The following is an 11,996-nucleotide window of genomic DNA, read 5'->3' as shown; positions in this document are numbered from 1 at the left end:
CCTTCTGTCTCGCTCCCTTACAGCCCGGAGCCCACGTTAAAATAGACCGCCTGCGTATGTTCGCTGAAGGCGACATCTATACCCGTTCGTAAGCCATATTCGCGCGCTATCAGATAGCGAAAACCGCTCCCCCAGGCTAATCGGGTGTTGTTGTAAAGCTCCTGTGTACTGTCGGCGGCGCTACCCGCCCCGACAAATCCCTGCACCACCCAGCGCGGGTTAACTTCCCAGGCAAGCTGGGCCTGCACGGTGCTCACCGCATTACCCTGATAGCGGTATTTGGCAATACCGCGCATATCGATAAAAGGACGCGCCGTCGGCGGTAAATGCGCACTCGGGTTCGACAAGTTTTGATATTCCCCCGCCAGCGCCAGCGTCCAGTCGGCGGCGAGCGGCAGGAAATACTTTCCTTCGAGCGTCAGCAGGTTGTAACGAAAATCGCCGCCCAGAGCATGGCCGTAAAACTGGTACTCGGCGTTGAGCGATAGCCCCTTCTGCGGCCAGAAATAGTTATCCGTGGTGTCATATTCGGCGTTAAGGCCAAATGCCGAAGTCGTGCTGGTTTCGCCCAGCGTTTGCTGCCAGAGGCGATTGAGCAGCGGGTTATCCTGTGCCGAAATATCCATCCGCGCCCAGAACTGCGACGCGCCGAGAAACACCGGAGAATCCGCCACCCGAAACAACAGCTTTTGCATCCCCCCGTAGCCGCGCGTTTCGGTATTAATCGCTTTATCATTCGCGAAGCCCGCGAGATCGCCGGAGTAGATATCCAGATTGACGTTGGCGTAACCGGCTCCCACCAGATAGCGAATATGATCGTCCTGCCACGTGTGCCGGTGTCCGCCGCCAACGAACCAGGTACCGTTCTGCGTACCGCCGCCGCCCAACACGCTGATATCCGGCGGAATAAAGCGCCCGGCTTGCTCTTTGCCCTCGCCATGAAGAAACAGACCAAACAACCCGCCACCGTAGCCCACCGCAGGTTCCGTTATCACAACCGGCACGGGCAAAAAACCATAACGGTTATCCCGCAGATACGTGCTCATATCGAGCATTCCGTCCTGCGGATCGATAAGTCCTGCCGCCTCTACCTGCCAGGCAAGCAGACACAGCGCCAGTACCGTCCCTCTCATATCATTGTCTCGTCGGGCAAAATGCTCTGATTCAGAATAGACCAGCTCTGGCGTTCTTTCACCCGAACGTAAGTCGCACGTAACGCACTGTCTGCACAGCGCCTCTTTGCCCTATACTGAGACGACGTATAAACGAAAGACAGCAGGTGAAAAATGGAAATCGATCTCGACAAACTGGTATTTGATGGGCTGGATGAAGCAGAAGAACGCAATGCAGAACGTCTGGAAGATGCCGACAAAAAAGCGCAGGCCATCATTGCCGATGACGACTGCGGCGACGCCTGCAAGATCTAATAAAAAAACCGGTGCCTGAACAGGCACCGGTGATTGGTTTATGGCGTAACAATGTTGAACCAGAATTCAAACTTGTCCATATAGCCCAGCATATCGTTGAGTTTCGCACCATCGCCGGTGACTTTCACATCCCCTTTCTCTTCAGCCTGCTTCAGCGTGACCTCTTTGAGGATAATCTTGTTCAGCGTATCGCGATTCAGCACGATGGTGGCATCGGCGTCTTTCGCCTGCGCGTTGGCGGTGTGGTTCAGCACCCCGTTTTCCAGCTCCAGCTTGTACTTCCCGCCGTCGCTGCCGAGATCCACGTTAAACACCGCTTTGGCGTCGGCCGCTTTCTCACCGTTAATATGCACGCCGAGATAATCGAAGAACATCTCAGGTGACATCGCACGCACCGTATCCGGGCTTGCGGTATTCGGCGTTGGCAGCTTCTGCACGCCGTCACGCAGCTCCTGCGCACCGGTCAGGTAGAAGTTACGCCATGGGCCAGATTCTGCCTGATAACCCAGCTGTTCCAGCGCGTCGGCTTCCAGATTGCGGGCCGCTTTGTTTTCCGGATCCGCGAACACCACTTTGCTGACCACCTGCGCAACCCAGCGATAGTTCCCCTGATCGAAATCCGCTTTCGCTTTTTTGAGGATGTTGTCGGCACCGCCCATGTAATCGACGTACTTCTTCGCCGCATCGACCGGCGGCAGCTCGTCGAGGGTCGCCGGGTTGCCGTCGAACCAGCCAAGATACAGCACGTAGGTCGCCTTCACATCGTGGCTAACTGAACCGTAATAACCGCGGCTCGCCCACGAATTAGCAAGGCCAGAAGGCAGCTTGAAGTCAGCGGCAATTTCGTCGCGCGTCATACCCATGTTCGCCATGCGCAGCGTCTGGTCGTTGATGTAACGGTACATGTCACGCTGGCTCTTCATCAGCTTGACCACGTTCTCATTACCCCAGGTCGGCCAGTGGTGCTGGGCCATAATGATTTCGGCCTTGTCACCCCAGCGGTCGATGGCGGCGTTGATATATTTCGACCATGCCAGCGGATCGCGGATTTTCGCACCACGCAGCGAGTAGGTGTTGTGCAGAGTGTGGGTTACATCCTCTGCCGCTTCGATCATCTTCTTCTCTTCAACGTACCAGAGCATTTCGGACGGTGCTTCAGAGCCCGGTGCCATCAGGAAGTCGTAGGTCAGGCCGTCAATAACCTCTTTCTGCCCGGTTTTGGTGATGTAGTTGGTCGGTGCAATCAGCGTTACCGTACCGGCAGAGGTCGTGGTGCCGAGCCCGGCGCCGACCTGACCTTTATTGTCCGGCTGCAGCAGGTTGCCGTACATATAGCTGGCACGGCGGCTCATGACGTTACCGGCCATGATGTTCTCTGAAACCGCCTCTTCCATGAATCCGGCTGGCGCATAGACTTTCACTTTGCCAGATTTGACGTCGGCTTCGTCAACCACACCGCGCACGCCGCCGTAATGGTCAACGTGGCTGTGGGTATAAATCACCGCCACCACCGGTTTCTTACCCCGGTTTTTGTAATAGAGATCCATCCCCACTTTCGCCGTTTCGGCAGAAACCAGCGGGTCAACCACGGTGATCCCCTCTTTACCCTCGATAATGGTCATGTTCGAAAGGTCAAGGTTGCGGATCTGATAAACGCCGTCGGTCACTTCAAACAGGCCGCTAATATTAATCAGCTGCGCCTGGCGCCAGAGGCTGGGGTTAACGGAGTCCGGCGATTTATCACCTTCTTTGATAAACGCATATTTTTGCGGATCCCAGACCACATTTCCCTTCTCACCTTTAATCACCTCCGTGGGAAGAGGCGCGATAAAACCTTTGTGGGCATTGGTGAAATCAGTGTTGTCGCTAAACGGCAGCTGGCTATATAGTGCGTCGTTAGCAGATTTGGTGGCAGAGGTGGCATCTTTCGCAGCTTCCTGCGCGAAAACGGAAAACGTAGAGCTACTTAACAAACCGGCCAGGGCCAGATAACCGACTATCTTTTTTAATTTCATGCAAGCCTCGATAAGTTTTCAAAATCGTGCCCACCAAGTATTGTGGCGAATGACGAATCACGCCAACAAACAACTCGTAATTTTTTCAGCTAGTTACAGGAGCGATTATGAAAACAACGGTCAGATGACGCCGAATTCGCGCCAGAAATAGAGGGAGGCAGAATACCGCCTTAACGATCAGGTTCAATCATTAGCTAATTTAAAATTAAATTTCATCAACCATTCAGAACTAATGATTTAATATTAAATATTCAACGCCACTTTTTGTTCATTCCCCGCCTGGCATGCCTGTTACCGTAAATAAAAGCCCTGCTTTTTGGTACCCGGACAATCCTGTCCGCACCCGACTCGTTAATATTACTTATGAATAGTCTTTGTCAATTTCTCTATAATCCGCTGCTGCTGGAGCGAGCCTGTGCGATCGCGCTGCTGGTCTGGCTAATGATAACTACCCTGCTGATTAAGTTCTTCCGCCCCCGGCTGGATAAAGATAGCGAGACCGGGCTGCCAACTTATACCGGGTTAGTCAAAAAGCATGCGCTGTTTGAAAATCGTAATCTGCTGGCGCTGGTGCATATCAGCAATCACGCCTCTATTACCAACACTCTGGGGCGGGAATATGCCGGAGCGTTAATGCGCAGTGCCGCGCAGACGCTCAGCGCCTTGCTACCACCAGGAACGCTTATTTGTCGCGAGCGTACGGATAAATTACTGGTCGTATTACCTGCAATGCAGGATATATCCTGTATTACATTGACGCTTAAAAAAATCGAATCTTTATTTCTCGATATCAGTAATCGGGAATGTCCCCGCACGCACGGACATATATTCAGCGGCAATGCTGGTCTGGTTCATGAAAATATTACGCCCGCGACTATCAGCGATATTGTTCAGAATGCTGGCATTGCGTTACATAACGCTCGTTCCCACGGAAATGCGGTAGCGCAACTCTTTTCGCAACCGATGCGTGACGAAGCCCTGGCCAACTATACGTTGCATGAAAAAATGCGCGATGCCATTCAGAACGAAGAGTACCACCTCGTGCTGCAACCGATTATCGCCCTGAACGACAGCTCTCACTGCCACGAAGGAGAATGCCTGATCCGCTGGGAAAACGAGGCTATCGGCTATGTGCCCCCGGGTAAATTCATCGCCCTCGCGGAGAAATCTGGCATGATCGTCCCGATGGGGCGCTGGATCATTGAAACGGCCTGCCAGGAACTGGCGGCGTTCATCGCCCGCGGTGCGCCGGCGGATTTCCGCCTGCACGTCAACGTCTCGGCCATTCAGCTCAAGCAGCCGGATTTCTCAAGCCACCTGCTGGCAACGCTGCGCCGCTTTGAGCTTGATAACCACCATTTTTGCCTTGAGCTCACCGAAAGCGTGCTGCTGGAGGATGATGGCAAAGCGGCCCGCCTGTTGGCAAATCTGCGCGAGCAGGGAATTTACGTGGCGATAGACGACTTTGGTTCCGGCTTTTCCAGCCTGTCATGGCTGCATACCCTGCCGTTCGACTGCCTCAAAATTGACCGTGAGTTTGTGAAAGATATTCTGCACGATCGCAAAAGTGAAGCGGTGGTCTCTTCGGTGCTGGGCCTGTCGCGCAGTTTCAAAGTACCGCTGGTCGCTGAAGGCATTGAAACCGAAGAGATGGGCAAAAAGCTGCAGTCGATGGGTTGTCAGCAGGCGCAGGGATTCCTCTATGGCCGCCCTCGCCCATTCAGCGACTGGCACCCGGTACATGGCGAGTTTCTACTCGGCGCCACGGAGAGCACATCATGATGAGAACCCTACAGTCGAGGACGGTAAAAATTACTCTGCCTCATTGCCGCGGCGATTATCGTGCTGACGTCAATCCTCTCCTGGTGGCTGGTTTCTGACTCATACCAGGCTTACCGGCGAGCGCAGAACGACATGCTGCAATTCTCCGCCTTCGACAAGGCGCTGCATGTGTCGAATGCGCTGGCTGCCGAGCGCGCCTGGGCGAACGAGATGATCTTTAGCGCCCCGGAGCACAAGGTCGAGGCCTGGCGGGCACTGCGCCGCAGCCGTCGAATGACGGACAGCGCGCTGGCCGAGGTTCCGGCACAGCTGCTAAGCCCAACGTTGCTCACCGCTACGATACAACAGCTGACCACGGCCCGTCGGCAAGTGGATATCTTTCTGACCCGTGAAACCGTGCCGCCAGCCGATGCCCGCGCCGCGATCAACGCTATGCTTGCCGCTACCGACGGTTTTCATGCCGGCCTGTTTCGTAAAACGTCGCAGTTCATTCGCCTGGAGCCCGCGGCGCTGGGGCAAATTCTGCGCGCTCAGGCGCTCGGTGAACTGCGCGACGCCAGTGGACGTCTCGGTTCGGCCCTGCTTATTCCGCTCTATACTCGCGAGCCTGTCGACGCGCAGGGTATTGAATCGATAAGCCGTGGCGTCGAACGCGTCCATACCCTGTGGTGGCTTCTGCAGACCCAGGGTCCGGAAATCGCGTCGGTACCGGAGTATTTGCCTCTGCTGAAATCAACGGAGCAAAAATATGCCGAGGAAGGTACGGCCTTAATCCAGAAACTCAAAACGCAGAGTATTAATGGCGAGCCTTACAGCCTGGATGCCAGCACCTTTGCCAGGCAGTATCACGCCAGCGTCTCTTCCTTTAATCATCTGCTGGATGTGTACCTGGAGGCCCTGAAAACCCATTATGCGCAGATGGAAGCCCGGGCGTTGCAGCACCTTCTGATGGTGCTGGGGATGCTGTCGGCGCTGTACATCCTGACGTTTCTCGCGGTGTTTTACAGCGGTACGCTGGGTGATAAGCTCTCGAAGCAAACGTCGCTTAGCGAAAAATTTAAGCGTCGCTCAGAGGAGGATTCGCTGACCGGGCTCTTCAACCGCCGCGCCTTCGATTCCTTTACCCGCACGGCGCTGCTGCGCGCCTGTGCCAACCGGCCTGTCTGGCTGCTGGTGCTCGATATCGATCATTTTAAGCAGGTGAACGACACCTGGGGACATCCGGTTGGCGATCGGGTGCTGGTATCGCTGAGTCAGACGTTGACCCGTTCGGTTCGTCATGAAGATGTGATTGCACGCATTGGCGGCGAGGAGTTTGCGATTTTCTTGCGTAACTGCGGCGCTCAGGACGCGCTGCGCTATGCCCATCGCCTGCAACGGGATATCCGTGCACTACGCGTCGATCTACCTGAAGGCGGCCAGCTGCAGGTCACCGCCAGCATCGGCATTGCTTCCGGCTATCAGTGTGCGCTGGCTGAACTGTTCGCGCAGGCCGATAAGGCGCTGTACTGGGCAAAACGTTCCGGACGCGACTGCATCAGGGCGTCAGAGCCGCAGGTGGCATAATTAAAGACAGGCTCCGGGTGACCGGAGCCTGAGAAATTACAGTTTCACGCTGTCCAGCGCCTGCTGGGCACAGGCTTCATCGAGATGGCCACCCGGCGCACCGCCGATGCCAATCGCGCCAATCACTTCATCGCCCTCTTTCACCGGCAAACCACCGGCCAGCAGCAGGAACCCTGGCACATCACGCATATTTTGCGCGCCCGCATTACTTTGCGCGGCTTCCATCACCTTACCAGAGGCATTTTTGGTGCTGAGCGCGGTAAAGGCTTTCATTTCGCTGGCTTTCACCGTGTGCGGCCCGGCGTTATCGGTACGCTGTACCGCTTTCACCACGCCCGCGCGATCCACCACCGTCACTGTGACCTGGTAATTCTTCGCGGTGCAGGCACCAATTGCCGCACTCGCCAGCGCGTTCGCCTGAGTCAGGGACAGGTTTTTCTGGCTGATAGCCGCTGCCTGCGCATTCACCGCGGTCAGGCCCGCCAGCAGCGCCATGGAAATCACTAACTTTTTCATCGCAATATGCCTTTTTCATCGTTGACATAGCGATGCTACCGCGAGCGAAAAGCAAACGTTATTCGGTTGAATACGCATTTATCCTGGTAGAATTACCTGGATAAACTTGTCATGTTCGCGGATGACCTGCACCAGGCTGCTGACGCCGAGCTTACTGAATATCGCCGCACGGTGCGCTTCGACGGTGCGTGGCGATAAATTCAGCCGCTGCGCCACCTCTTTGTTGCTGAGCCCCGCCATCAGCTCCACCAGCACGTCATTTTCGCGTACGGTCAGTTGACCAAACAGCGTCTGCAGCCGCTGCTGCTCCTGCCACTGTGCAAAACGTTTATCGCTGTCATCGAAGGCAGCCTGTACGCTTTCAATCAGGCGATCGGCATCCAGCGGTTTGGTGAAAAACTCAAACGCGCCGTGGCGAAACGCACGACGACAGGCGTCTACCGTCCCGTGCCCGGTCATCACGACAACCGGCAGCTGCGGCCAGGGCCACTCTCCCTCTTCAAGCCAGCTAAGCCCGCCTTTGCCCGGCATGCGCATATCCAGCAACAGACAACCGCACAGCACGCTGCCCGGCGGATGCGCGGCAACAAAAGCATCGATGCCTGCAAAAGAGACCACCGGCCAGTTCAGGGTGGAAAACAAAAAGCTCAGCGACTCTCGAATAGAGGCGTCATCGTCAATCAGGTAGATCTGCTTATCCATGGCTTGTCTGGCTCCCGTTAAATGTCAGGGTGATGCGTGCGCCCCCCTCCGGCGCGTTGCCGAGGGTAATGCTACCGTTCATCCGCAGCATCAGCGATTCCGTGAGCGTCATGCCAAGACCGATGCCCTCTTTTCTTTCGCTGTAGAAAGGCATAAACGCGTTCTCCAGCGCCTCCGGGCTGAAACCCGGCCCGCCGTCGGTCATGACCACGTTAATCTTCTCACCGTGTCTCTCGCTGCTGAGATTTACCCAGCCATGGGCGCTTTCCCGCTGGGCGGCTATCGCATTGCGCAAAAGGTTATGCAGCACCTGCTCAAGCCACAGGCGATCGGCAAGGACGATTCTGGCATCGGCGGCAAGGGTCTGGCTGATGGTAATGTGTTTCGCCGTGCGTTCATGCTCCAGCAGATCCCCCACCCGCTGCCAGCAAAGCGTGAGATCGGTCGGTTCAAGAGACACCGCGTCCTCTACCACATGGGCGCGAAAACGGGTCAACAGATCGGCAATACGCTGAGTCTGGGTGAGCGCAGCCGTGAGCGCCTGCCGGGCAGGATCCGTCTGTCCCTGATTCAGCTGACGCTGTGCGCCCTGGATCCACGTCTGCGTTGCGGTCAGCGGCTGGTTAATCTCGTGGACTATTCCGGCGGTAATTTCACCGAGCGTATTCAACCGGGCGTGCTGGTAATAATCTGCTCGCTCGTCGGCGAAGCGACGCAAACGACGCTGCCACAGCAGCATCCCTCCCGCCGTAATCACCGCGGCCCAGCCAAGCCACAGTAGCAAATGTGGCAAAATAGCCACCTGTCGCCATGCCGGACGGGCTTCCGCCTCCAGCACAAAGGGCTGAAAATGCTGGTTGAAGGTCCGCTGCCAGTGCCAGAACACCTTAGAAGTCGTGCGCGGCGGCGCTTCAAGGTGGATTTGCGTTTTGCTAAAACCGGAGGGAAGCTGAATCAACGGCTGCAGGTTAATCAGCACCCGGATCTGCCGCCACGGGTTATACAGCCAGTAGCGGCCGTCGTGCGTCGGCTCGACGCGAGCGGCATCCCGTTCACGGCCGGACGTCGCTTCCAGCGCCTGGATCTGCGGAAATTTTTTCTGCAGTTCGGCGAGCGGCTCATGACCACCAAGCAGCGGAATAATAGATTCGTTCTGAGTGAGTACCGCGCTCAGCCCCGAAAACAGCGTATTAAAATCCCCGGTTAGCTGCCAGTACTGACGGCGGATCTGTTCGGCATACAGCAGTGCGCTACTCAGTAAACAAACCAGCAGCCAGACGAGCAGACCGCGTTTCCAGAACAGACGACGATGCATAGTTTTTTGGGGGGTTCCTTGGGACAACGGTGAGTCAGTATTTATAGCCTGTTATCCCCTTCATTACCAACGCTGAGTTTATTCCGACTTTTTATTATTACGTATAAATAAGCCATGAGATTTTTAATTCAGGAAGAAAATAATAACCACAGCATCATTTAAATCCCTTTTCAAATACCCAACCCGTTAATTAAAAATTTTAAATAATCGGCCGCCTGTGACCCACTTCACCCTAATGACTACGGTCTGCACCGATGATGCTTTGGGCGGATAAAAACGCTCATCAACACAATATTAACATCAGCGACGCGGGGATCGGCGTGATGTGTCTTCCCGCGAATAAAAAAAACCCCGATGTGGCATCGGGGTAACGGGAAGAAACTTTTCTTTTTAATTAGACGACAGGGTTGCTTGTATCAGACTCAATCCGACGGGAACGGATTAGGTTGATGATGAGGCACTCTTGCAATGCTTCATCTGGCGCACCGGGCTTGCGATCCGGTGAGCCAGGAGCACTATAGTTTCGCACCGTGATTGCGACAACAGTGATAACGTTTATTAATAAATCACCGCCGTTTAGCGGTAGGTTACCACCAGCAACTGCAGATTAGATTTACCGTTGACCGAATGCCGCTCAACCGTGCCAAGATCCTGCATCAACGGCGTACTGCCGCGAGAGTTCAGGGCAACAGTCTGCGTTCGGCTGGTGCCGTCGCGCAGGCAGGAAACGCTGGCGTGCAGAGGATTGTCGCGGCCGACACTACAGGCGCCTTCAACAATTTCACCACGGAAATGAATAACACCGGACTGACCATCGCCGGCGGCAATGACAGAAGAAGAGAGAGACAGTGCTGTTACAAACAGCGCACCTGCAAAGAGAGATTTTTTCATACCTTTTACCCCACGTCCTGTGAGCAACTGTTGTGGTTTCCGGTCTTCACACTGACAATCCTGTCATGTCGCGGAAACTACGCTTAATACGCCAATCCATCCAAGAAAAGTCTTAGGACGCACTAAGAAGATACTGATAAATCAGGAAAACGAAAAGCAAAAACTGACGTTTTTTGAGGTCGCGCACGCACTTGATGCATCGTTCGCGCAAAAATCAAGCTAATTTGACTTATGTATTACGGCTAATCCATCAGTTTTGCCTATCAAGATTTGCTGACCGGAATTGGGTAACCGGTCAGCGGCGGGATCACAACACTTTGCTTAAAAATGCGGCGGTACGCGGATTGGTGGGGGCGGTAAAGATCTGTTGCGGAGTGCCCTCTTCCTGAATAACGCCCTGGTCGATGAAAATGACCCTGTCGGCCACCTCCCGGGCGAAACCCATCTCGTGGGTGACTATCACCATGGTCATGCCATCGCTGGCGAGGGTTTTCATCACTTCCAGAACATCCCCTACCAGTTCGGGATCCAGCGCAGAGGTTGGTTCATCAAACAGCATAATCGACGGCTTCATCGCCAGCGCCCGGGCAATCGCCACGCGCTGCTGCTGCCCGCCGGAAAGGCTTGACGGCCAGGCGTCGCGTTTATCACTAAGCCCCACCTTCTGTAGCAGCTCTTCCGCCAGTTGCTGTGCCTGAGCACGGGTTAGGCCCTGCAACGCCAGCGGCGCCATCAGCAGGTTTTCCAGTACGGTCATATGCGGGAACAGGTTGAAACGCTGGAATACCATACCGACGCTTTCACGCATTTTATTGAGATCGGTGGTTCGGTCATGCACCGCATAACCATTCACTACCACCTCGCCTTCGGTGACGCTTTCCAGCGCGTTCATGCAGCGTAAAAATGTACTTTTCCCCGATCCCGATGGGCCAATAATACACACCACTTCCTGTGGGCGGATATCGCAGTCAATACCGCGCAGAACGTGGCTGTCACCAAAGTGCTTATGCAGATTTTTAATGTGAATCACTTTTGCCAAACCTCATTTCCAGACGGTTAACCAGCTGCGCCAGCACGAAGGTGAAGACCCAGTAGACCAGAGAAATGGTCAGGTAGGGTTCCCAGTAGGTTGCATAGGCTCCTGAAACCGTACGCGCGGCATAAGCCAGGTCCGCAAGCCCGATAGCCGAGGCCAACGATGAGTCCTTAACGATAGCGATAGCGTTATTACCCAGCGGCGGCAAAATGCGGCGAAACGCCTGCGGAAGGATCACCTTGCGCATAGTTTTCCACCACGGCATACCCAGCGCACGAGAGGCCTCCATCTGCCCTTTATCGATAGACTGGATCCCGGCGCGGAATATCTCGGAAACGTATGCCCCGGCGTTCAGCGTTATCGCCACAATACAGGAGAGAAACGCGCCATACTCCGAACGTAGCATGCGGGCAAAATCACTGCTCATCATGCCGCTGGTAACCAGCAGGCCGTCACGTGGGTTGATGAACAGCGGAACCAGCGCAAAGTGCACCACCATGATTTGCACGAACAGCGGCGTACCGCGAAAGGCGCTGACGTAAAAGCGCACCGGAAACTGCACCAGCCAGCGCAGAACGTACTTCCACGGTCCGTGCTCTGCTTTGGCCATGCGCCCAAGCCCCAGCGTCAGTCCCCACAGCGTTCCGAGGATCACACAGATAATGGTGCATTTGAGGGTCATGATGGCACCGTCGACAAAGAGCGGCCCATACTCCTCAATAATTTCCCAACGGAATCCCGACATA

At 55.1% G+C, this 11,996-nt stretch carries 11 protein-coding genes; 3 read left to right on the top strand and 8 right to left on the bottom strand.

The window, feature by feature from the left end:
- Positions 1 to 17: 17 nt before the first annotated feature.
- Entirely contained in the window at positions 18 to 1,133 is a 1,116-nt protein-coding gene (locus tag GYRE_RS18195; protein WP_038257269.1) for a BamA/TamA family outer membrane protein, read from the bottom strand.
- Between the two features lie 153 nt (positions 1,134 to 1,286).
- On the opposite strand from GYRE_RS18195, the gene GYRE_RS24615 reads away from it, so the two are divergent.
- A complete protein-coding gene (locus GYRE_RS24615) occupies positions 1,287 to 1,427 on the top strand; it encodes a hypothetical protein (RefSeq protein WP_006820141.1) in 141 nt (46 codons plus the stop codon).
- Positions 1,428 to 1,465: 38 nt separating this feature from the next.
- Here GYRE_RS24615 and GYRE_RS18190 read toward each other — a convergent pair whose 3' ends face one another.
- The gene (locus GYRE_RS18190; protein ID WP_006820142.1) at positions 1,466 to 3,442 is read right to left on the bottom strand and encodes an alkyl/aryl-sulfatase; all 1,977 of its coding nucleotides are present in this window, start codon (positions 3,440 to 3,442) and stop codon (positions 1,466 to 1,468) included.
- 363 nt (positions 3,443 to 3,805) lie between these two features.
- Between GYRE_RS18190 and GYRE_RS18185 the strand changes: the two genes are divergently transcribed.
- Together GYRE_RS18185 and GYRE_RS18180 are read left to right on the top strand one after the other, a co-directional pair.
- On the top strand, positions 3,806 to 5,224 hold the full coding sequence (locus GYRE_RS18185) for a putative bifunctional diguanylate cyclase/phosphodiesterase (protein WP_051860993.1): 1,419 nt from the start codon (positions 3,806 to 3,808) through the stop codon (positions 5,222 to 5,224).
- Between the two features lie 60 nt (positions 5,225 to 5,284).
- Positions 5,285 to 6,790 carry a GGDEF domain-containing protein gene (locus GYRE_RS18180; RefSeq protein WP_248782264.1) on the top strand — a complete coding sequence of 502 codons (1,506 nt, stop codon included), beginning with the start codon at positions 5,285 to 5,287 and terminating at the stop codon, positions 6,788 to 6,790.
- A gap of 36 nt (positions 6,791 to 6,826) precedes the next feature.
- On the opposite strand, the gene GYRE_RS18175 is transcribed toward GYRE_RS18180, so the two are convergent.
- The 6 genes from GYRE_RS18175 to GYRE_RS18150 form a co-directional block, all read right to left on the bottom strand.
- Positions 6,827 to 7,306, bottom strand: a complete 480-nt coding sequence (locus GYRE_RS18175; protein ID WP_006820145.1) for a GlcG/HbpS family heme-binding protein — start codon at positions 7,304 to 7,306, stop codon at positions 6,827 to 6,829.
- Positions 7,307 to 7,384: 78 nt separating this feature from the next.
- The gene (locus GYRE_RS18170; RefSeq protein ID WP_006820146.1) at positions 7,385 to 8,008 is read right to left on the bottom strand and encodes a response regulator transcription factor; all 624 of its coding nucleotides are present in this window, start codon (positions 8,006 to 8,008) and stop codon (positions 7,385 to 7,387) included.
- Positions 8,001 to 9,323, bottom strand: a complete 1,323-nt coding sequence (locus GYRE_RS18165; protein ID WP_038257265.1) for a sensor histidine kinase — start codon at positions 9,321 to 9,323, stop codon at positions 8,001 to 8,003. The genes GYRE_RS18170 and GYRE_RS18165 overlap by 8 nt, the downstream gene beginning before the upstream one ends.
- A 576-nt stretch (positions 9,324 to 9,899) precedes the next feature.
- Positions 9,900 to 10,214 (bottom strand): hypothetical protein, encoded by a 315-nt coding sequence (locus GYRE_RS18160; protein ID WP_038257262.1) that lies wholly within the window; start codon positions 10,212 to 10,214, stop codon positions 9,900 to 9,902.
- A 307-nt stretch (positions 10,215 to 10,521) separates the two neighbouring features.
- A complete protein-coding gene (locus tag GYRE_RS18155; RefSeq protein ID WP_038257368.1) occupies positions 10,522 to 11,244 on the bottom strand; it encodes an amino acid ABC transporter ATP-binding protein in 723 nt (240 codons plus the stop codon).
- The gene (locus GYRE_RS18150) at positions 11,231 to 11,995 is read right to left on the bottom strand and encodes an amino acid ABC transporter permease (RefSeq protein ID WP_006820150.1); all 765 of its coding nucleotides are present in this window, start codon (positions 11,993 to 11,995) and stop codon (positions 11,231 to 11,233) included. The genes GYRE_RS18155 and GYRE_RS18150 overlap by 14 nt, the downstream gene beginning before the upstream one ends.
- Between the last annotated feature and the right edge of the window lies 1 nt (position 11,996).

This window comes from Yokenella regensburgei ATCC 49455 (assembly GCF_000735455.1).
GTDB classification, from domain to species: Bacteria; Pseudomonadota; Gammaproteobacteria; order Enterobacterales; family Enterobacteriaceae; genus Yokenella; species Yokenella regensburgei.
Note: the sequence above shows the minus strand (reverse complement) of the source record. Positions and strands in the feature narration are given on the sequence as shown.

What these genes read in the sequence shown, in the direction of transcription:
- GYRE_RS18175 (WP_006820145.1), bottom strand. Translation starts at nt 7,306, where the DNA reads ATGAAAAAGTTAGTGATTTCCATGGCGCTGCTGGCGGGCCTGACCGCG.
- GYRE_RS18170 (WP_006820146.1), bottom strand. Translation starts at nt 8,008, where the DNA reads ATGGATAAGCAGATCTACCTGATTGACGATGACGCCTCTATTCGAGAG.
- GYRE_RS18185 (WP_051860993.1), top strand. Translation starts at nt 3,806, where the DNA reads ATGAATAGTCTTTGTCAATTTCTCTATAATCCGCTGCTGCTGGAGCGA.
- GYRE_RS18165 (WP_038257265.1), bottom strand. Translation starts at nt 9,323, where the DNA reads ATGCATCGTCGTCTGTTCTGGAAACGCGGTCTGCTCGTCTGGCTGCTG.
- GYRE_RS18195 (WP_038257269.1), bottom strand. Translation starts at nt 1,133, where the DNA reads ATGAGAGGGACGGTACTGGCGCTGTGTCTGCTTGCCTGGCAGGTAGAG.
- GYRE_RS18150 (WP_006820150.1), bottom strand. Translation starts at nt 11,995, where the DNA reads ATGTCGGGATTCCGTTGGGAAATTATTGAGGAGTATGGGCCGCTCTTT.
- GYRE_RS24615 (WP_006820141.1), top strand. Translation starts at nt 1,287, where the DNA reads ATGGAAATCGATCTCGACAAACTGGTATTTGATGGGCTGGATGAAGCA.
- GYRE_RS18190 (WP_006820142.1), bottom strand. Translation starts at nt 3,442, where the DNA reads ATGAAATTAAAAAAGATAGTCGGTTATCTGGCCCTGGCCGGTTTGTTA.
- GYRE_RS18160 (WP_038257262.1), bottom strand. Translation starts at nt 10,214, where the DNA reads ATGAAAAAATCTCTCTTTGCAGGTGCGCTGTTTGTAACAGCACTGTCT.